The following is a 21,560-nucleotide window of genomic DNA, read 5'->3' on the forward strand; positions in this document are numbered from 1 at the left end:
GCAGAATAACGGCTACTCTTCGATCATAAGCCCCCTCCTCTCACAACAGGTTATAAATCTCCTTAAATATCACAACGCATATCATGCAAAAGACTAAAAGACAGGCTACATATTCTGTCATTACCATTGCATAAACATCTTACACGCTTTATGCTTTTCCATGAGAGCAAAAGGAAGATGTCAATGTCATCGAAACTAACGCGTAACCAAATATTGGTTTTGAACACTTTAAAGAATGCAAAAGGGCCTTTAAGTGCTTATGCGATTCTTGACCAATTACGCGAAGAAGGTTTTCGCGCACCTCTCCAAGTTTATCGTGCATTAGAAAAACTCGTACAATTAAAGTGTATTCATCGCCTTGAAAGTGTAAATGCCTTTATGGTCTGTTTACATCCTGAGAAATGTCAACATGAACTTACAACTTTTATAATTTGCGAAAACTGTGGCACAGTCAATGAAATACAAAATCAAATGATTGTATCGAGTTTAAAACAAATGGTTCAAGCGATTGACTTCCAAGCACACAAAAGCACCCTAGAAGTACGAGGACTTTGTAAAAAATGCGCAACAAAGTAAGACCTCTAACTTGCAAGCTTAGTATATTTAGTATTATGTATCGAAAATTAACTGATTGTTTGAAAAGCTCTTATCGCCCTTGCATGTATATCACACTACCCCGTAGTGATAGGCTTATTATACGCGTTGGAACATAAATATTGGAAGTATAAATCATGTCCATATCTGAGACAATTTTTTCAACAAAAAACCTCGATAAAACAAAACAAAAAAAAATAATCAAGGCTCTTTTTATCGTCTTTGCACTTTTTGTACTTTGGTTTGGCTATAAGTGGATAACGCATTGGCGTTATATGCTTTCTACTGAAGATGCCTATGTGCAAGGAGATATCGCAGCTATTGCTCCGAAATTAAACGGATATATTGAAAAAATTGCGATTAAAGCCAACCAAATCGTAAAAAAGGACGATATTTTATTTTACTTAGACAATGGTGATTATCAAATCGCCTTGGATCAAACAGAAGCGCGTCTTAACACACAGAAAAAAACACTTCTACGCATTGATGCACAAATCACAGCTGCTCACAGTAGCTTAGATGATGCAAAAGCGCAAAAAGCAGCCGCTTCAGCCATCGCAACCAATGCACAACTCACCTTAAAACGTGTAACAGAACTTAAAGAGAATCGTTATGCTCCCCAATCTGATGTTGATGATGCCAAATCAGCTTATGAACAAGCTATCGCAAATGTTAACCGTGCGGACGCACAAATCGCCGCAGCACGCGCCAATATCCAAGTGCTCGAAGCACAACGAAGTGAAACAGAAAGCCAAACAAAGAGTTTAGAACTTTCTCGTGAAAAAGCACAACGTGATCTTAATTCAACCATTATACGTGCACCATTTGATGGAATTATAGGAAATTTAACAGCAAAAACGGGAGATTTTGTTGTAAATGGCCAACGCCTTGCAGCATTAGTCCCCATCCATGCACTTTATATCGAAGCAAACTATAAAGAAACACAGTTGCAAAATATTCATGCGGGACAAAAGGCTTATATTTCTGTTGATGCCTTCGAAAAGGAGGTCTTTACAGGAACAGTGCTTTCTATTTCACCCGCAACGGGTGCTGTTTTTTCTCTTCTTCCTCCACAAAACGCGACGGGTAACTTTACAAAGATTGTCCAACGTATTCCGGTACGTATTTCTATTCCAGAGGAAATCTTAAAGACCGGACATATTCGAGCAGGAATGAGTGTTTCAGTAGAAGTTGATACACGGACAAAACCACAAGATAAAAGCCTCTTATAATAACAAGTAAATGACCTCATTATTATGACATCTTCGATACCAAAGCCCATACAGTCTCAAGAGCGCATAGAAATCCGTAACATTGTGATTTTCATCGTTATGGCCTTTGGCATGTTTATGGCGATTTTGGATATACAAATCGTTGCCTCCTCTTTAGCAGAAGTTCAAGCTGGTCTTGCTGCAAGCTCTGAAGAAATTTCATGGGTTCAAACCTCCTATCTCATCGCTGAAGTCATCATGTTACCTCTTTCTGGATTTTTAGGAAGATTGCTTTCAACACGCGTTTTCTTCACCATATCAGCAGTCGGGTTTACGATTACTTCTGTTCTTTGTGCAACAGCAACATCTATTGGAGAAATGATTATCTACCGCGCGCTCCAAGGTTTTATTGGTGGTGGAATTATCCCAAGCGTTTTTGTCGCCTCTTATGTTCTTTTTCCTCCTTCCAAACGCCCAGTTGTTACCCCTATTGTTGGACTCGTCGCAACGTTAGCCCCCACTATTGGTCCAACAGTCGGCGGTTATCTCTGCCATCTCTTATCATGGCATTGGCTTTTTCTCATCAATGTGCCTTTTGGGATTATTATTTCGATTCTCGCTTGGAAATTGATTGATTTTGATAAAGCCAATCCATCTCTCATGGCTAAATTTGACTGGTTGGGGCTCATTTCTATGGCTGTTTTTCTGGGAACTTTAGAGTATGTCCTAGAAGAAGGCGCACGTCATGATTGGCTAAATGATCGGCTGATTCGGGACTTATTCATTATCATGATCTTGTCTGCCGCCCTCTTCTTCTGGCGCGCATTTACCGCAAAAGAGCCTATTGTTGATCTTACAACCTTTTCTAATTTTAATTTTTCTGCTGCATCCATTTTTTCCTTTTCTTTGGGAATAGGCCTTTATGGGCTCACATATCTTTATCCTGTCTATTTGGGCCAAATCCGTCATTATGATGCGCTCATGATTGGAGAAACATTGTTCCTTTCAGGATTTGTCATGTTATTAACGGCACCTCTTGCTGGATATCTTTCCGCACGAATGGATGCACGTTTGATGATGGCGATAGGACTTTTGGGCTTTGCAATAGGAACTTGGATGGCGAGTTCTATCACAGATAACTGGGACTTTTGGCAACTCTTTTGGCCACAAGTTTTCCGTGGTGCTTCTGTAATGTTATGTATGGTTCCTGTTAATAACATTGCCTTAGGAACACTGCCGCCAGAACGCATGCAAAATGCTTCTGGACTTTTTAATCTCACACGGAATCTGGGTGGAGCTGTAGGGCTTGCCATTATCAGCACTCTCATGACAAAACGCACAGACTTCCATTACGAACGAATAGCCGAAACGCTGAACTACGCAAACAGACAAGCAACTGAAATGCTTTCAAAGTTTACTTTATTTTTCAAGACAGAAACCTTTGATTCGTATACGCTTGCTCTTTCTCAATTGTCTGGTATGGCACGCATACAAGCAATGATTATGGCTTTTAGTGATATTTTCTTTATTATAACCATTATCTTTGGTCTTTTGACATTTATGACCATTTTTCTCAAAAAAATACCGCCCCTCATTGATTCTCCACCAAATCACTAAACTTAATTAAAATTGAAGAATGCTTTTTATCTTTATCACTTTCTTCGATTTCTTTTCACTTTATCTCTTCTCAATAGACAATATGAATCAACACGTGCTTCTAAGTGATTCTTCTGATAAAAATTTTTTTCAAGATAAACTCTTTATGCACTTTAAAATAACATCTCACATGAAAACTTATTTTAGATGATAACAAACAAAGAGCTTATTTAAACTCTTGCACACCATAAAAACGAAGCAGCTATTTTTATAAGATTTTTGATCTTTCATCATAGAGTGAAAAAAACATTAAAAGAATATTTGTTCCTGCTATTTATTTTGCAGCCTCATTTTACGACCCACTTATAAAAACTATCCTATAAGATTCTTTATGCTTCACTTTTTGTAGCAGACTTTCAGTCAATTCTTGGGATGGAAACTGTTTTGGTTGTTTTTGCACTTTTAAAACTTACAAGAATATTTATATCATCGTTTTCTTTTCTGATTTCCCATGATTGCCTTCTTTTGGAGGAGATTCATAAAAGAGACTCTCGTGATTTTTATTTAGGTCCCCATTTCCCTAATAATAACATACAGGACAAAATTTTTTGATTCTGAATACGAAAATTTGAAATAAGAAAATCATCCTATCTTCGACACTTTCATGCTTATTGCAAAACAGTTTGTTTTTATAGCAAAAAAGTAATAATGGATTTTTTTCAAAAAAGCGGATATCTACACTTTTGATTCTACAGCCGCATTTTTTTCTTTCCTAAGCCACTTCCCTTTCAGCAAGCGCTAAAATGGTATAAAATTTCTTTCTTTTTAAATAAAATTGATCAATGAATGATCACCTTCTATGCCCTACTCTTACCATGGTAAGTCCACAACTGTTGACGACAGCAAAATTTCCCTCACATCTTCAATATAAACGTCCATACACCTATTTAATCCCTCAAAAACGCACATTCGTCCATATCGAATCTACCCCCAAATACCTTAGAAAAGCTTTCGATATCTTTTTCCCGATAGTCAAGTAATCATTTCTGATATGAAAAATTTAAGCGCACAAACGAGAAGCTCTCGCTGTCAGAATACATTGATTTATCATCATAGCTTATCATCGTGCATATTATTGCATATTATAATAAGCAATCTGAATATCGTAAATAGCTTCCTATTTGAAAGCTATTCATGATAAATCAATCAAAACCATACCCTTGTGCATCAAAAACAGGAAAATATAAACTGTCTCGATACAAGATCGACTAATGCGGCCAATGATATTAAAGCTAGAAAATTTTATGATGATAGCTAACGCATCCAAAATCACTCAAGAATTTGGTTCCTTTCAATTGATGATGCGGCTTTCTAAGAACGATTCTAATGATTAAAATTAATCATCCACAACGGAGGCGTTAGTTCATATACAAAAGGTATCATATTGCAAGCGCTCTATTAAAGATATGAAAACTTATCGAAAGGAATGTATGATGCGTATGATCTTTAATCACTCATTTGAATGAGAGAGCCTATAAATGCTTTTCTTTGCTCTCAAACGTATTAATCATAACACCCTCCTTTGTGAGGTGGTTATTTAAAACAAAGCACATCATTAAAATGCTTCTTTTAAAACGTTTCAATATACTAAGATCAAAATTGAATTGAGTGAATTCAAATAACTTACATTCTAAAATCAAAACCTATTAAACAAATCAAAACGCTTTTTAGATTCATCTCAATACAATCAAAAGAAAATGCCTCTTAAACAAATGAAAAAATAATAAGCTTATAATTGTTTATAAAACATCAGTTTCAAACGTTTCTTAAAATCATCTCATTTTATGTTTCAACGTTTAAACGTTCATTTAGAGAGGTTCTCATAAGCGTATTTTCACTTTTCATTAAAACTTAATTTCTTTAAAAATCAACAGCCCCAATTTTGGGGGCATTATCTTAGAATAGAGCATTCTTTAAACAGAGTGGCTTTTTCTAAAAATTTAGAAAAAGCTCATGCCTTATGATGTTACAATGGTTTTCAATTTTACTTGCTTCTCTTTGTCTCAATAGATGTCCCCAAATTTGGGGTGACTAAAATCACTCAGTCCATATTTGGGCTCTGTGCTTTAAATATAACTTTTAAAACGTTTTTTGCTTGCTTGCGTTATGTTACTAAAAGGCTTTTGATTTCATAAGATATAAAATACCTCTTTATCGTTTTCTAAATTTTTAGAAAGCATTTTAAAAGCGATCTTGTCCTTAATCCTTTTATGCAATCTTTATAAATTAAACCTATAAGCTTATAACAGTTTCAAACGATTATTCCTTTGAAGGTTTCGCTCAAAAAAGAGCAAAACTCATACCATTCTTTAAACGTATGCAATTTATGTTACCGATAATTCCAAACAACTAAATTTTTAATAATGCGATTTGTGCCGTGATAAAAAACGTATCATAAGATTTATAAACTGTTATGAATGATAACTGCTTTTCATTTTATTTGAATGCACACATGCGTTATAATATTTACATCATGATTTAATTTTTATGGTCTATTCATACATGGCAGTCCTATATAAAAAATGGTCAAATGAATCACGTATAAATGTGTAGATTCTTAAGTGGATTCATATAAAATAATTTCACGCAAACTATTGAATTTATTGTGTTTTTTTGATATTATATGCCATCATCTGAGAAAAGAACACTACCTCAAAAAAATGAGCTTTAAATATATTCCTACGACCTTAATTGAAACGATCAAAAACAAGAAATAGCTCTATAAAAGAGCCATATAAAATAATCGCAAAGCAACGCCCCCAAACTTTGTACAAACTCTTTACTATCAACCAATATGCTCTCTCTCAATCTAGCACTGTTGAAAAATGAAATAAATACAATCTTCAAGCCACTTTATGATGCTGAAAACGTTTAGAAACTTCTCGTTCTCCACGAGCAACCAAAGTGCCATAACATCCAGAAAGATAGTGTGGTATCAGTTCCAAAGCTTGAAAACGATGCTTTTCGTAAGGACCAGGCATTGCCAAATTTTCTGTTAAGCGATTTGAAAAACCAAAACGTTGATAAAATTCAAAATCTCCTACCAATAAAATAGCGCCATATCCTAATTTTTTGGCTGTTTCAATTGCATGGCGAACTAAAATTGACCCTATTCCCATACCAGCGCATTCAGCTGCAACAGCCAAAGGTCCCAAAAGTAAAGCATGTTGTGTTTCATTTTTTTCTTTTAAAAAAGCAACATGCCAAAGACGAACACTCCCCACAAGTTCTCCAAGTGCATTTTTAACCACAAAAGAAAGCCCTTGAGCCGCTAACCGACCACGACGTAAAGCTTCTGATGATTTACGTTTACGTCCACGCCCCATTGTTGCATCAAGCAAAATTTCTCGATAAGGCTTGTCTGCTTCTTGCTCCAATAAAAGTGTAAAACATGCCCCATTTTTTGTTTGAAAATTAATCATGTTCATCTTAATGATCCATCCTCTTATAGCGCAATGACGAGCATAGCAAAAAATCTAAAAAAACCTATAGTTAAAAGGAAATATCAGATCACATACGATCGTAAAGGTTCAAAACCATTAAAGGCGACAGATGCGTAAGTTGTTGTGTAAGCTCCCGTTCCATGAATCAATATCTTATCTCCAATCGTTAGAGATAAAGGAAGCGGATAAGGTGTTTTTTCATAGAGAACATCTGCCGAATCACATGTTGGTCCAGCCAAAATACAAGGCTCCATAACCTTATCATCATGAGAGGTTTCAATAGGATAACGAATGGCTTCATCCATCGTTTCGGCAAGACCATTAAATTTCCCAATATCAAGATAAACCCATCGGACATTATCATTGTCCGCTTTTTTAGAGATCAGAACAACTTCTGTGCGAATAACACCAGCATTGCCAACCATTGCACGCCCTGGCTCAATAATCGTCTCAGGAATACGATTACCAAAATGCTTTTTTAATGAATCAAAAACTGCCGTACCATAAACTTGTTCTGTAGGAACATCTTTCAAATAACGCGTTGGAAAACCACCACCCATATTCACCAACTTCAATGAAATACCTTCTTGTTCCAAATTTTTAAAAACGATAGCAGCATCCGATAAAGCACGATCCCACGCACTCAGATCAACCTGCTGAGAGCCAACATGAAAAGAAACACCATAAGCTTGCAAACCTAATTGGTGTGCATGTTTTAACACATCAACTGCCATAGCAGGGACACAACCGAATTTGCGTGACAATGGCCACTCTGCCCCTTTTCCATCGGTAAGAACTCGGCAAAAAACACGCGCTCCTGGAGCCGCACGTGCAATTTTTTCCACTTCTTCAATACAATCAACCGCATAAAGTGAAACACCCAATGCATAGGCTTGTGCGATATCACGTTCTTTTTTAATCGTATTCCCAAAAGAAATACGCTCTGGCGTTGCCCCTGCTTTTAAAGCCATTTCAATTTCTGCAACAGAAGCCGCATCAAAAGAAGATCCTAAAGAACTTAGCAAACGCAAGATTTCAGGAGCTGGATTGGCCTTTATTGCGTAAAAAATACGAGACTGCGGCAGAGCTTTTTTAAAATTTAAATAGTTGTCACGAACAACATCAAGATCAACAATTAAGCATGGACCTTCAGAACGATGCGTTGCAAGAAAATCGCGAATACGTTGCGTTGCCATCTGCAATTCTCCTTGAGGGAATGCTCCCCCACTCTATGCTTGGACAGCCAAAACTGCCAAAAGCCAAAGGACAAAAAACACACAACAACCATCCCCATTCTGATCACAAAAAACCAGAAATTAGCATTGCATGCAGCGAAAGAACAGCGCGAAAGCCGCGTCATTCTATATTTATCTGCCTTTTTGATTGGAGTTGAGAAAACCACTTCCGCACTGAAGGCAATGAGGTGTGCCTCTATAGTTATCCCAGCATTTGTATGGCTGGAAGACACCAGAAAGGCCCGCACCGTCGTTGCTTCAAGATGTCCTCATTCTTACAATTGGCTGTAAGAATGACTGGAGCGGTTAGTTCCAGGTACCGTACCGGTTGACCTCACCATTTGAGAACCAGCGGACACCCACAGGCACGTGCGACTTTGGGCAAGAATTCCTATAAAACGAATCCTTTCTCATTTCAATGATTTTTTTAATTTTAAGCATTTTTTAATTCTTAAAGAAAATATGATGCGAAAAAGCAACATTCCCCTCCACCAGATAAAGCCATCCAACCACTTTCATAGGATCATTCCCCTACACCATCTGCGCAACATAAATTACTGTCTTTCTTTAAAAGTGCCTCTTTTTTCAGCTTCCCTATGCAGTTTTCAAACATCATCCATGTCCATGGAAAATACCGTACTCACCTCATTAATTTATAATTTGATAATTTTGCCCCTAAACAAGAATCCCAGCGTAAAATGCTTTTATTTCCCCCTCTCTTATAATGAATCAATCAAAATCATATCTCTTGCACATCACAAGTATAAAACAGCATAACGGTTGAAAAAAGAGTAGAATACCTCTTATAAATCCTTTCAAAAGTAAGGAATACCAACATTAGAATCTAAGAATATCCTGACTGAAGCAGCTTCATCTTTAAAAATAATGATATCCTTGCCCCCAAACAAAGTACTATTATCTTGCTCATTGATATCCTAAAAAAACATCCGTGTTTCCAACGTCCATTTCACCGCATCCTTAAGCAAGATACCATGCAAAATCCCCCGCAGCTGGTATGGTATAACTCAACTGCATATTCATCTTCTTTATATTTATGAAATTATAAACAAACGCCCCCATTCTATCTGCTAACGCCTACTATTTCAGAAACACCGACATTGAGATGTACCATATTATCTTAAATGTTTTTCGCCACACATCACTCCCGCATGTAGTGTACAAATGAATGGGATTAATATGATTCGCCAGCATCCAGTCTGAAAGAAGTAAATTTCACAATATTCAAATATTTTAAAAAACTAAATTATCATTATAAATCAATATAATATATTTAAATTCTGAAATTATAATCACCTATCATCATTCTATTTCTCTTAAACCTTACAGCTGCTTTTTCATCTTCTCTTAAGTGAGTCATTTATTCATTCACACGCTTTTCCCTTAAGCTACAGATCTGCCTCCACTATAATGAAACGAAGAGACAGCCTAATTTGGGAAGAGTATGAAATTTCAAACCCTGTAGCCATTTTTACCATCATTTTTTCATTCAGCTTTACGGTTTTCAAAAGCATCTAAAGCAATGCCTTTTAAATCACGAAAATTAAGCATTACCTCACGCTTTTGTTTATCGCTTCTTTAATGGAATCACGTCCCTCATACAAAACAGAATACCCCAAACGGAATAGGCTTGGCTTGTATCTTCACGTGCTTTCTTTAAAGAAACTTTTCTTAAAGTGCTAGAATCCATTTCACACCAGCAAACGTAAATGATATAATGGTCCCCCCATAGCATAATATAAAATCTATTGGCCCCCACCATCTCTAGGCTTCATAAAAGAGCAAGCCGATCATCATCACACACTTAGCCTCCAATGTTGCGACAGCCCTTGATATTTGAGACGCCTCATAAAAGACATGTCTTTCTTGTATCGTTTTACGCCACGCGACTTTCCCCGCTATCATGTGGAAAAGATATGGTTTTGATTGATTCAATCACAAAAACAGACCTGGAATGAGAGAATCTTCACGATATTGAGATCTCTTATTCAACATGTAAACAGTCAATTATTATAAATCAATGTGCTAAACTGGTAGTAAACGACTTTTCCATTTTAAAATGAAAGTATTTGCACTACTCAATCCCATAAAATTTAAGAAGAGCGAACGATTATAATGATTACTTATAAATCAAATAATTTAACGTAAACAAAAAGACCGAACAATATCCGGTCTTATAAAACTTTTTCTAAGAGATCAAAAACCTCTTCTCTCTTCAATTTAAGAAAAAAACGCTAAAATTTAAAGCCCTAGACGACGATATTCTTACGTCCCTTGATGAGAATCAATTGCACGTAACTTCAACAATTGGAACTGCCTATGACGCTCACGAAAACGCTCTCTATCAGCTTCACTACGTGTGTTATAACAAGCCTCACAGGAAACACCTTCCTCATAATGAGGTGACAATTTGCTTTCAGCATTCAGAGGAGAACGACACGCACGACAGAGTTCGCGTCCACATTCTTCAAGACCATGTTGAACAGAAACACGCTCATCAAAAACAAAGCATTCTCCCCACCATAAACTTTCCTCTTTTGGAATTTTTTCTAAATATTTTAAAATCCCTCCTTTTAAATGGTACACTTGCTCATAACCAAGTTCACGAACATAAGCTGTTGATTTTTCACACCGAATACCGCCTGTACAAAACATAGCAATTTTCTTTTTTCTCTTTAAATCAGCTTCATGTTGACGCACCCATTCAGGAAATTCGCGAAATGTTTTAATCTGCGGATCAATCGCTCCTTGAAAACTCCCAATGGCATATTCATAATCATTCCGTGTATCGATCAAAATTGTCTCTTCATCTTGAATAAGAGCATTCCAATCTTCAGGGTCCACATAAGTACCAACAACTTTTAGCGGATCAACCCCTTCAACCCCCATTGTTACAATTTCTTTTTTCAACCGTACTTTCATGCGATGAAAAGGCATTTTTGATGCCCATGAATATTTAATCTCCGGTGTTTGAAACGCTGGCTCAGCCGTAATAAAATCCACCAACGCCTCAATCGCTTCACAAGAACCAGCAACAGTTCCATTAATTCCCTCTTGTGCTAAAAGCAGGGTCCCTTTGATATCCTTTGCTTGACATAAATCCTGCAAAGGCTTTTGTAATTGACGATAATGCTTCAAATCTGCAAAGCAATAAAGTGCAGCAACTTTAAAATTCTTTTCCATGTATTTTGCCATAACGCGCGTTTCATTCAATTTCAAGATCTATTCACGTACTCTTTAACATATTGTGCTTAATCAAACGATATAAACAATATCATTTCCAAAAAGAAAGAATATCATGTGTCAAAAAAGAGAAAAGCTTTTATTATATCTCCAAGGACAAACTGTGATACCTGTTTTGCTCATTGACAATATACAAAGTGCTATACCCTTAGCACGTGCCCTTGTCAAAGGTGGATTAAAAACAATTGAGATCACCTTGCGAACACCAAACGCCCTCCAAGCAATTAAGGCAATTACACAAGAAGTCCCTGAAGCAATTGTTGGAGCCGGAACAATTCTCAACACAACACACTACGAACAAGCTGAACAAGCTGGAGCAAAATTTATTGTAAGCCCCGGATTATCCAATGAAGTAATCAATTGTGCAAAAAATAGTGAAATTCCCCTTCTTCCTGGTGCAATGACCCCAAGCGAACTCATGCAAGCATTAGATAAAGGCTATTCATATCTTAAATTTTTCCCAGCTGAAGCCGCTGGAAGCCTTGCCTTCATCCAATCCTTAGCATCTCCTTTCTCTGAAATCTTCTTTTGCCCTACAGGTGGTATAACACAAAAAAGTTCTATACAATGGCTCCAACTTCCTAATGTCTTTTGCGTTGGCGGTTCTTGGATAGCGCCTCAACAGCTCATTGCAACAAAGGATTGGGATTCGATTAGTGCATTAGCGCATACTGCATCACAACTTTCCTCTCTCAAAAAAAGCGCACTCGACAACTTGAAGTTGCGGAAACATTATTAGTCCCTTCAACAAGACCAAAACCTTCACACATCCTTGTGCAATCTTTTAACACCTGCCATGGAACCACAAATCATCACCCACTCTCCATAGCAATCGTAATACGCCCCATATGCTCGGGGGGGGGCACGAGTCGTCATAGGGTAAAATTTCAACTGTTGTGCATATGTCCCAATAAGTGGATCTTGTTGCAAAGAACAAACAAGATCTTTTGCATAAGTCAACTCATTCTTTTCACGTGTTGTTTGAATAAGAATAACTTCTAAAAATTTCTCATAAGTGTCAGGATCACGAATAAGGCTTGCAAAAGGAGCAATCCTCGTACCGGTTGGAAGAAGATTAGGTCAGTTGTTGCAAAAAAACCAACCCCCACCATCACTCTACAAAAGCACGCTCTACGACATAAGTTGCGGGAGCATTATTGGCCCCTTCAACAAGACCAAAGCTTTCACACATCCTTGCACAATCTTTTAACATGGCCATGGAACCACAAATCATCACCCGATCTTCATCAGGATGAATTTTGGGCAGACCGGTTGTTTCAAAAAAGCAGCCACTCTCCATAACAGTCGTAATACGTCCCATATGCTCAGAAGATTCACGAGTGGTCATAGGGTAAAATTTCAACTGTTGTGCATATGTCCCAATAAGTGGATCTTGTTGCAAAGAACAAACAAGATCTTTTGCATAAGTCAACTCATTCTTTTCACGTGTTGTTTGAATAAGAATAACTTCTGAAAATTTCTCATAAGTGTCAGGATCACGAATAAGGCTTGCAAAAGGAGCAACTCCTGTACCAGTTGAAAGAAGATAAAGGCGTTTCCCAGGAATAAGAGCATCAAGAACCAGCGTTCCTGTAGATTTTTTACGCATGAGAACTGTATCACCGATTTTAATTTTTTGCAGATGCTCGGTTAATGGCCCGCCTGGAACTTTTATCGAAAAAAACTCAAGCTGTTCATCCCAAAAGGGGCTTGCAATCGAATAAGCACGATAAATCGGCTTTTCTGCATTTGGCAAACCAATCATAACAAATTCACCTGAACGAAAACGAAAACTTTCTGGACGATTCAAGCGAAATTTAAATAACCGATCGGTATAGTGACAAACCTCTTGAACAGTAAGAGCGAATACATTCGCAGGAATCGGAAAATCTGCAACGCTGCTGATGTTTGACGGAACATTGGTAGCAGACGTATTCATACTCTTCCCCATATCTTTATTGAACGTTAAATTTAGAATCCCTAATGTGGTATAGTCCTTGTATAATCATCTGCCAACAATTTTCTTAAATCAAAAGCCTTAAGATTAACACCTTTGTGTCAAATTTAATCCAATGAGAAAAATACGAATACACCTCAACCCCAAAGAAAAATAAAAACATTGGATATTAAACAATCACCACACTCTTTTCTGCTTTAACACATAATGCAATATGAGACATTATAATGCGACAGCACTCTTTCTCTTTGCAAAAATTATAACCGAAAACCTTAAAATTAAGAGAGAAAAAACTTCTGTGGATTGAACGACAAGCGCACAACTCCCCAACAAAATTTCCAGCATTACATCTATTTGTTTTCCTTACTAACCTTTTCTCACAATGTTCTTTCAGTCAATAAATGAGTCTAATGCTCTCTATGATCGATAAAATTAATTTCAATGAGAACCAACCAAAAGATAGAAAGCCAATATTGAATACCCAATCCATCTTGAAAACAAATAATATCCAAATCCACGGCTTTTAATGGATCAGCAAGTGTTTACATACTCTTTACCCATTTGATAAAAATAACTTTAAGTGCATGAGATAACGCTCCAAATTGCACATACGAGTGATCGCTCACCTCCGTGGAAAAAGGCTTGTAAGCCATTGCTTATAATTTATTACTTGAGAGTAGACAATTTATCATTTTGCATTCTCTTGCAATAAATAAGCCATGTCTGTTTATGAGCCCTCCCACAATAACAGCATGATATTGCGCTCTTCAAAAGAATACAATAAATTATGCTTTATTTTTTTAATATGCCTTAACAAGAGAAAATAAGTAAAAATCAAAAGTCTATGTTTCACAAGTTATCAGAAAATACCGTGTTGCTAACAACACAAATAAAACTAAAATATCTCTTAGATCCAAAGTACCATTTTAGATAAAAAATGGCTTTCATGGTACATAATTCAGTATGAGAAGCTTATGATTTTGACCGCAGCAAACAGTATCTTTTCCTATATCATAAGAAACCTCTGTGAAATAACTAAAGAAAAAAGCCATACTCACGAACCAAGATAAGATTTTAAAATGAACAAATCCGTTAATGATGAAATAAAGACATCACTCTATACAGCTGTAGCCACCATTGATGTCAGTGCCATTGTTGCCAATTATATCACTTTAGCCAAACGTGTAGCGCCAACAGAATGTTCAGCCGTTGTAAAAGCAAATGCCTATGGGCTAGGAGCGCACAAAATTGCTCCGGCCCTTTATCAAGCGGGGTGTCGTACTTTTTTTGTCGCCCAAATCAGAGAAGCATTGCACTTAAAAAGCATTTTACCATCCAATGTCATGATTGCTCTTCTTAACGGGCTTCCACACTTAGCAGAAGAGTTTGTTGCACAGTCTGGTATTGTGCCTGTTCTGAACTCTTGGAATGCCATTGAAAATTGGCAAAAAATTTGTCAAAAAAAAGATAAAAAATTTCCCGCAATTGTTCAAATCGATACCCATATGAATCGATTGGGACTTGATCAAAAAGAATTACAAAAACTCATCAAACGCCCTACAATTTTTGAAAACGCAAACATAAAATATATTCTCAGTCACCTTGCTAACGGAGAAGATAATACCCACCCATCAAATGATGCCCAATTAACCTCTTTCAAAACAATCCTTGCGCAACTGCCGCCTTGTAGAGCTTCCTTTGCCAATTCTGGAGGTATTTTTTTAGGCTCGGATTTTTATTTTGATCTTGTTCGCCCCGGTATTGCACTGTACGGAAGCGACCCTTCAGGAAAACACGCATCCCTTCTAAAACCTGTTTTAAGACTTGAAGCCCAAGTTCTTCAAAACCGTGTTGTTGATATAGGCACACCTGTTGGTTATGGAGAAACTTTTATTACCAGCAGACCAAGCACTCTTGCAACCATTTCTATTGGCTATGCAGATGGTTGGCTGCGTGCTCTTTCGAATAAGGGAACCGTTTATTTCAATGGATATAAACTTCCCATGGTTGGGCGCGTTTCTATGGATTCTATTATTGTAGATACAACCGATCTTGATCAAAAACCTCAAACAGGTGACTGGATTGAACTCATTGGACCCCATCAAACACTTGAAAAGGTGGCTACAGACGCCAACACCCTTCCCAATGAAATTCTAACATCTCTTGGATCACGCTATAGATACATTTACACATGAAAGACTTTTTAAACAAATAAACTGATAAAAATCATTATCTTAAAAAATCAGAAAGCTTTACCGAAAGATTTTACAACAATTAATCGCATAAAATGATCATGAGACACCGCATATTCACAAGTTCCCCCAATAGACAAGTTGATAGGCTATTTTATAAAAGTGGACTTCACCCAAAACACAAAAATTAAACCTCTTTTTCACATAAATTAACGGAAAAGAATTCATTGCCAAGTTTTTAAAATGAATGCCCAATTTGGTCAAAATATTCATTCTCTACATATGGAACAAAACAGCCAATCTCGTAAGTTTCTCTCGTTTTTAGCCTTTTTCCCTCGTTCATCGTGAAGCAATCAAAGTTATTTGCTTGCATGCCGTAAACTAGACTGTATAAAAATCGTTTAATAAGGAAATAAATACTTCTTATAAATCATCCCAAATCCCAAGGGTTTTATACCATTAAGCACTCTCGCGAAGTGTGTGAAAGCAGTATATGATGATGCCGGATTACGCCTTCACAAGCATAAAGATGGGATACCCAATAGATTTGTACGATATACCCTTCACGAACCGCCGTCGCAAAATAAGATTGGAAGCGAAAGGTCTCTTTAAAACAAAGTGGATTAACAACCCAAATATATTCTGTTTGGGGCATTCTATTTTACATGAGGGTCGTGACCTCATTAAAGAACACAATAAACAAAAGCATGAGGCAATGTGGAAGCTCCATTATTAAAAAACATTATTTTAGATGCTTTTGAAATCTGTAAAGCTAAATTAAAAGGAGATGACGAACTGGAGATTGATTTTTACCTTTACAGCTTTTACATTTTTCCAAAATGAAATTGTCTTCTAGTTTTAAAGATTACGCCAACAGAGAGACGCAATCCCCTCGCCCTCATCTGGCATAAAAAAGCTGGAACTTGCTCATAAAGCTCTTTTTCTCTTCAATCTCTGGCTCAAATATGCTGCTGTGTTAGATTTGGATGTGGATTGATAGGCAACAGCTAAAGCATACGCACTCTCAGGAAAATAATGCCATAAAGTCAAAAAATAACCTGCAATGAACTGGAAAGATATCCCGTTGTTTTACAAGAGGCTCTGTAAAAAGCAACCATGATAGCATTTGGCTTTGCGTTTACCTATTCTTACAGGGTTTCGTACATATTTTTGCGTCATATTCATAAAGAGCAGATTGAAGAGAAATATTGAGACAATTCTTGGCTCGAAATCTTAGCTCGAAAATATGAAAGACTGACGAGATGCGACAACAGGATTTCGCCTGCCTTTCTTATCAAAAGCACTCAAATTGATTTTATTCTTTCTGCAATGGGTCATGTGGGCTCCTTGGTAAGAGTAGTATCACAACCAACGCAATAAACTGGCCCCTGTCCCCATAAGTTTCGCTTTCGTTTATGTGGATTGTCTGACTAGAAACAACTGATGTGCCTCATCACTAAAACTAAATCATACGATAAAAGACAAAGGAGAGCATAGCTATCGCCTATATACCACAGCTTTTTTATCAACTTTTTCGATTTTGCTCATGTTATAAAAATAAGGGAAAATTCTAGAAAACAGATAAATAGCGCTAGAGTAACATGATCAATAAGTACAAAACCCACACAAAATGTGTGGGCTTTTTTTACGCAAATAAACAAATTGAATATATATTTTTATTTAATAGCTATTCCCCAATGGTGGACACGAACAAATAAGCATTCTGTCTCCTGCAACATTATCAATACGTGATACAGGAGGCCAATATTTATTGGCTGGATCAAGGGAGCTATTGGGAAAAGCAGCTTCTTGTCGCGAATAGGGTCGCGCCCAAGCATCATCTAAAGTATCTGCGACTGTATGAGGGGCATTCACCAATGGATTATTGTCTTTTGGCCAAACCCCGTTCCCAACCTTTTTGGCTTCTTCAGCAATAGAGAGTAATGCATCACAAAGTCGATCAATCTCTGCTTTTGGTTCTGATTCCGTTGGCTCAATCATCAAAGTTCCCGGAACAGGAAACGACATTGTTGGCGCATGGAATCCATAATCAATGAGACGTTTTGCAATATCATCAACACTCACCCCATACTGATCTTTCAACACACGTGTATCCACAATACATTCATGAGCAACACGTCCATGTTTGCCTCGATAAAGAATAGAATAAGCCGATGAAAGACGTGCAGCAATATAATTAGCATTTAAAATGGCTATTTGTGTTGCATACTTTAAGCCATCAGCACCCATCATTCGAATATACATCCACGTAATTGCGAGAATAGAGGCACTTCCATAAGGAGCAGCCGACACCGCATGGGTTGTGCCATCTTGTTCATGCCCTGGTAAAAAGGACGTAAGATGCGCTGCAACGCCAATTGGCCCCATACCAGGACCACCCCCTCCATGAGGAATAGCAAATGTTTTATGAAGATTCATATGACAAACATCAGCACCAATATCGGCGGGACGCGCAAGCCCCACAAGTGCATTGAGATTAGCACCATCAAAATAAACTTGTCCGCCATTTTCATGAATAATAGAACAAATCTCCTTAATGCTTTCCTCATAAACACCATGGGTTGAAGGATAAGTAATCATGAGAGCAGCCAATTTATCCTTATGCAATTGCGCTTTCATTTTGAGATCATCCACATCAACATCGCCATCGCTTAAACATTTTACGACAACGACTTCCATTCCTGCCATATGCGCCGAAGCTGGATTGGTACCGTGTGCAGACGCTGGAATAAGACAAACTGTCCGTTGATGTTCACCCCGTGAGTGGTAATAGCGTCGGATAGCCAAAAGCCCCGCATATTCACCTTGAGCACCAGAATTTGGTTGAAAAGAGACTTGCGCAAATCCTGTAATTTCACACAACCACGCATTTAATTGATTGATCATCTCCAAATAACCCGCCGCATCCTCTTGTGAAACAAACGGGTGTATATTGGCCATGCTCGCCCAACTCACAGGCATCAATTCAGCCGCTGCATTAAGCTTCATGGTACAAGAACCAAGAGGGATCATCGCCCGATCCAGCGCCAAATCTTTGTCTGCCAAACGACGCAAAAAGCGCATCATATCTGTCTCTGAATGAACCGCATGAAAAAAGGGCTGAGAAAGAAAAGCAGCATCCCGTTCTTTGCCAAAGAGTCGTGGAGAAACCTGATCAACCAGTTGTGCCCCCAAAAGCTTTGCTAAAGCACAAGCATCTTCTTCTGTCGACAATTCATCAAAATTGATTGCAATGGTGTCATCATCAAAAATACGAACAAGGCGTCCATTCATCTTGGCTTGACGCGCAATCTCTTGCGCTTTTCCCTTTACAACCACGCTGACACAATCAAAAAAAGACTCTGCTTCACAAGAAACACCTGCCGCCTCTAAACCAGCAACAAAACGACATGTTAAATGATGAATCCGCTGCGCAATTTCTTGTAAACCCTTTGGCCCATGCCAAACCGCATAAGCGGTTGCCATATTAGCCAACAAAGCCTGCGCTGTACAAATATTTGAGGTCGCTTTATCGCGCCGAATATGTTGTTCACGTGTTTGCAAAGCTAAACGAAAACCAACACGCCCTTCTGTATCCACAGATTGACCAACAATACGCCCTGGAATAAGACGCGTGAGTGCCTCACTAACCGCAAGGTAACCAGCATGCGGACCACCAAACCCCATTGGGACGCCATAACGCTGCATAGAACCAACAACAATATCCGCCCCCCATTTTGCCGGTGCTTCCATAAGAGTAAGCGCTAAAGGATCAGCCACAACAATAACCAGTGCTCCGTTTGACTTTGCTTCTTTTATGATCTCACTGTAATCATGAAAAGAACCTTTTGTATCGGGCCAAGAGAGAACAATTGCCGCTGTATCAGAACAAATTTCCCTCTCACGGCTAATTCGAATGCCTTGTGTTTCAGCACGCGTTTGCACAACACTCAAAGTCTGAGGATGCAAAAGACTCTGGAGAGAAATTTTTGTTTTTTTCTCACGGAAAAAGCGAAAAGCAAGAGCATTGGCTTCCGCTAAAGCGGTTGCTTCATCAAGAAGGGAAGCAGCAGCAACAGGCAAACCTGTTAGTTCACTAATCAAAGTCTGAAAATAAAACAGAAGCTCTAAACGACCTTGACTAATTTCTGCTTGATAAGGCGTATAAGCGGTATACCAAGCTGGATTTTCAAACAGATTTCGTAAAATAACCGGAGGCACATAAGTTCCATGATATCCTTGCCCAATAAAACTTTTATGCACACAATTACGCTCCATCATTTTGGAGAGTTCTTCTAAGGCTTGGTTTTCACTTGCAGCCTTGGGAAGGTTTAGTGAACGTCCCAAATGGATAGAGCTTGGAACCGCTTGAGAAATGAGAGTGTCAACACAATCAAGCTCTAAAACATCAAGCATTTTTTGTGTTTCATCAGGACGAGGCCCAATATGTCGAGAAGAAAAAGAACGCTCGATCATCACACTCATCCAATCAAAGCCTTATAAGCATCTTCATCCAACAACTCTTCCAGTTGTGTTTCATCCTGCAATGTCATTTTCCATAACCAGCCTTCTGTTTCGGCTTTTTGGTTTACCAGTTCAGGATTATCAGTGAGTGCCTCATTGATTTCGACCACTTCACCATCAAGAGGAGAATAAACATCTGAAGCTGCTTTAACGGATTCCACAACAGCCGCCGCCTCCCCTTTGGAAAGTTTTGTCCCACTTTGTGGTAAATCAACAAAAACCAAATCGCCTAATTGCTCTTGCGCATAATGTGTAACCCCAACAGTCACCATTTGTCCGTCAACGCTAAGCCATTCGTGGTCTTGTGTAAAATAAGTTTTAGACATAAAAAATCATCCTTTAAAATAACGTTGTTCAACAAAGGGAAGTGAATGAACTGAGAGTGCAATCTTTTTTCCTCGCAGTTCTGTAAAAACTTCTGTTCCTTCAACTTTATACGCGATAGGGACGTACCCCATCGCAACAGGACCATCAAAAGAAGGACCAAAACCGCCTGACGTTACCACGCCAATCTCCTTGCCCTGATCATCGAGAAGCACCGCACCGGCACGAATAGGTTGGCGCGTTTGCGGTTTTAATCCAACACGACAACGCGCAGGTCCTTTTTGCAGGGCTTCAAGAAAAGCCTTTGCACCGTAAAATTGTGCTTTTTCTCGAACACCTTTAGGAACAGCCCATGTTAGAGCCGCATCAATAGGCGTCGTATCAGGGGTAATATCATTTCCATGCAAACACAACCCTGCTTCCAACCGTAAGCTATCGCGTGCGGCAAGTCCAATCCACTCAACACGAGAATCACTCAGTAATTTTTCAGCCAACGCATGCGCATGCCCTATGGGGACAGCAATTTCAAAACCATCCTCTCCCGTATACCCAGAACGCGTTATAAACCAATCTTGTTGTGGTTCGAATCCCTGCATAAAGAACAATTCATTTCCTGGTAAATCCGCATCAGCAAGAACAGCAGCCGCTTCAGGACCTTGAAGAGCAAGCAATACCCTTTCAAGAGCAATCACGTGACATTCAAAATCAACAGCACGCTTTTCCAATTCTACAAAATCAGCCTGAGCATTCCCCGCATTGGCGACCAACATAAAACGGTCCTCTTCCAAACGTGTAATGATAAGGTCATCAAGAATACCCGCCTGCTCATTAAGCAAATAATTATACCGTGATTGCCCAATCTTTAAAGCTGCTGCATCAATAGGAAAAGCATAGGATAAAAATTCCACGGCTTGTGCCCCTTCAACGGCAATCAATTTCATATGAGAAATATCAAAAAGTCCTGCATATGCACGCGTATGAAGATGCTCTTTCAAAACGCCAAGAGGATAAGTTAAAGGCATATTCCACCCTGCAAAAGCACCAAATTTTGCTCCTGCCTTTTCATGCAGATCATATAAAGGAAGTGTTTTTAAAAAAGATGTTTCTTGTTCTGTGCCCATAATAACTCCAAAGCTGCGCTAACACCCACACAATATGGACGT

12 protein-coding genes and 1 pseudogene are annotated in these 21,560 nt (G+C 38.3%); 5 read left to right on the forward strand and 8 right to left on the reverse strand.

Annotated elements, in window-relative coordinates; translation table 11 throughout:
• The first annotated feature begins 183 nt into the window (after positions 1-183).
• From BTR_RS08250 to BTR_RS08260, 3 genes are all read left to right on the forward strand, one after another.
• Positions 184-576 (forward strand): Fur family transcriptional regulator, encoded by a 393-nt coding sequence (locus BTR_RS08250; protein WP_012232148.1) that lies wholly within the window; start codon positions 184-186, stop codon positions 574-576.
• A 155-nt stretch (positions 577-731) separates the two neighbouring features.
• Positions 732-1,826 carry an HlyD family secretion protein gene (locus BTR_RS08255; RefSeq protein ID WP_012232149.1) on the forward strand — a complete coding sequence of 365 codons (1,095 nt, stop codon included), beginning with the start codon at positions 732-734 and terminating at the stop codon, positions 1,824-1,826.
• A 24-nt stretch (positions 1,827-1,850) separates the two neighbouring features.
• The gene (locus BTR_RS08260) at positions 1,851-3,422 is read left to right on the forward strand and encodes a DHA2 family efflux MFS transporter permease subunit (protein ID WP_012232150.1); all 1,572 of its coding nucleotides are present in this window, start codon (positions 1,851-1,853) and stop codon (positions 3,420-3,422) included.
• A 2,882-nt stretch (positions 3,423-6,304) separates the two neighbouring features.
• Here BTR_RS08260 and BTR_RS08265 read toward each other — a convergent pair.
• From BTR_RS08265 to trhO, 3 genes are all read right to left on the reverse strand, one after another.
• Positions 6,305-6,889, reverse strand: a complete 585-nt coding sequence (locus BTR_RS08265; RefSeq protein ID WP_012232151.1) for a GNAT family N-acetyltransferase — start codon at positions 6,887-6,889, stop codon at positions 6,305-6,307.
• Between the two features lie 77 nt (positions 6,890-6,966).
• Complete coding sequence (locus tag BTR_RS08270) at positions 6,967-8,100, reverse strand: type III PLP-dependent enzyme (protein ID WP_012232152.1); 1,134 nt, start codon at positions 8,098-8,100, stop codon at positions 6,967-6,969.
• Between the two features lie 2,322 nt (positions 8,101-10,422).
• Positions 10,423-11,340, reverse strand: coding sequence for an oxygen-dependent tRNA uridine(34) hydroxylase TrhO (gene trhO, locus BTR_RS08280; RefSeq protein WP_038474647.1), 918 nt, complete (start codon positions 11,338-11,340; stop codon positions 10,423-10,425).
• A gap of 115 nt (positions 11,341-11,455) precedes the next feature.
• Here trhO and eda point away from each other — a divergent pair, with 115 nt between their 5' ends.
• Positions 11,456-12,139 carry a bifunctional 4-hydroxy-2-oxoglutarate aldolase/2-dehydro-3-deoxy-phosphogluconate aldolase gene (gene eda, locus BTR_RS08285; RefSeq protein ID WP_012232154.1) on the forward strand — a complete coding sequence of 228 codons (684 nt, stop codon included), beginning with the start codon at positions 11,456-11,458 and terminating at the stop codon, positions 12,137-12,139.
• On the opposite strand, the pseudogene BTR_RS13485 reads toward eda, so the two are convergent.
• Both BTR_RS13485 and BTR_RS08295 read right to left on the reverse strand, forming a co-directional pair.
• A pseudogene (locus tag BTR_RS13485) lies at positions 12,120-12,474 on the reverse strand (ferredoxin reductase domain-containing protein); the annotation flags it as partial. The gene eda and the pseudogene BTR_RS13485 overlap by 20 nt on opposite strands.
• Positions 12,475-12,511: 37 nt before the next feature.
• A complete protein-coding gene (locus BTR_RS08295; RefSeq protein WP_038473839.1) occupies positions 12,512-13,339 on the reverse strand; it encodes a ferredoxin--NADP reductase in 828 nt (275 codons plus the stop codon).
• A 1,097-nt stretch (positions 13,340-14,436) separates the two neighbouring features.
• Here BTR_RS08295 and alr point away from each other — a divergent pair.
• Positions 14,437-15,552, forward strand: coding sequence for an alanine racemase (alr, locus tag BTR_RS08300; RefSeq protein WP_012232155.1), 1,116 nt, complete (start codon positions 14,437-14,439; stop codon positions 15,550-15,552).
• Positions 15,553-17,229: 1,677 nt separating this feature from the next.
• Here the strand turns inward: alr and gcvP are convergent.
• The 3 genes from gcvP to gcvT are packed head-to-tail and all read right to left on the reverse strand — an operon-like array spanning position 17,230 to position 21,518.
• Positions 17,230-20,025: an aminomethyl-transferring glycine dehydrogenase gene (gene gcvP / locus BTR_RS08310; protein WP_038474649.1), complete on the reverse strand. Its 2,796-nt coding sequence runs from the start codon at positions 20,023-20,025 to the stop codon at positions 17,230-17,232.
• Between the two features lie 5 nt (positions 20,026-20,030).
• Positions 20,031-20,399 carry a glycine cleavage system protein GcvH gene (gcvH, locus tag BTR_RS08315; RefSeq protein WP_012232158.1) on the reverse strand — a complete coding sequence of 123 codons (369 nt, stop codon included), beginning with the start codon at positions 20,397-20,399 and terminating at the stop codon, positions 20,031-20,033.
• 6 nt (positions 20,400-20,405) lie between these two features.
• Positions 20,406-21,518 (reverse strand): glycine cleavage system aminomethyltransferase GcvT, encoded by a 1,113-nt coding sequence (gcvT, locus tag BTR_RS08320; RefSeq protein ID WP_012232159.1) that lies wholly within the window; start codon positions 21,516-21,518, stop codon positions 20,406-20,408.
• Positions 21,519-21,560: the final 42 nt, after the last annotated feature.

This window comes from Bartonella tribocorum CIP 105476 (assembly GCF_000196435.1).
Taxonomy (GTDB): domain Bacteria; phylum Pseudomonadota; class Alphaproteobacteria; order Rhizobiales; family Rhizobiaceae; genus Bartonella; species Bartonella tribocorum.

Bases quoted from the DNA above. Each gene is read 5' to 3' on its own strand.
- BTR_RS08295 (WP_038473839.1), bottom strand. From the start codon at position 13,339: ATGAATACGTCTGCTACCAATGTTCCGTCAAACATCAGCAGCGTTGCA.
- BTR_RS08265 (WP_012232151.1), bottom strand. From the start codon at position 6,889: ATGAACATGATTAATTTTCAAACAAAAAATGGGGCATGTTTTACACTT.
- gcvT (WP_012232159.1), bottom strand. From the start codon at position 21,518: ATGGGCACAGAACAAGAAACATCTTTTTTAAAAACACTTCCTTTATAT.
- gcvP (WP_038474649.1), bottom strand. From the start codon at position 20,025: ATGATCGAGCGTTCTTTTTCTTCTCGACATATTGGGCCTCGTCCTGAT.
- BTR_RS08255 (WP_012232149.1), top strand. From the start codon at position 732: ATGTCCATATCTGAGACAATTTTTTCAACAAAAAACCTCGATAAAACA.
- BTR_RS08260 (WP_012232150.1), top strand. From the start codon at position 1,851: ATGACATCTTCGATACCAAAGCCCATACAGTCTCAAGAGCGCATAGAA.
- trhO (WP_038474647.1), bottom strand. From the start codon at position 11,340: ATGGAAAAGAATTTTAAAGTTGCTGCACTTTATTGCTTTGCAGATTTG.
- alr (WP_012232155.1), top strand. From the start codon at position 14,437: ATGAACAAATCCGTTAATGATGAAATAAAGACATCACTCTATACAGCT.
- BTR_RS08270 (WP_012232152.1), bottom strand. From the start codon at position 8,100: ATGGCAACGCAACGTATTCGCGATTTTCTTGCAACGCATCGTTCTGAA.
- gcvH (WP_012232158.1), bottom strand. From the start codon at position 20,399: ATGTCTAAAACTTATTTTACACAAGACCACGAATGGCTTAGCGTTGAC.
- BTR_RS08250 (WP_012232148.1), top strand. From the start codon at position 184: ATGTCATCGAAACTAACGCGTAACCAAATATTGGTTTTGAACACTTTA.
- eda (WP_012232154.1), top strand. From the start codon at position 11,456: ATGTGTCAAAAAAGAGAAAAGCTTTTATTATATCTCCAAGGACAAACT.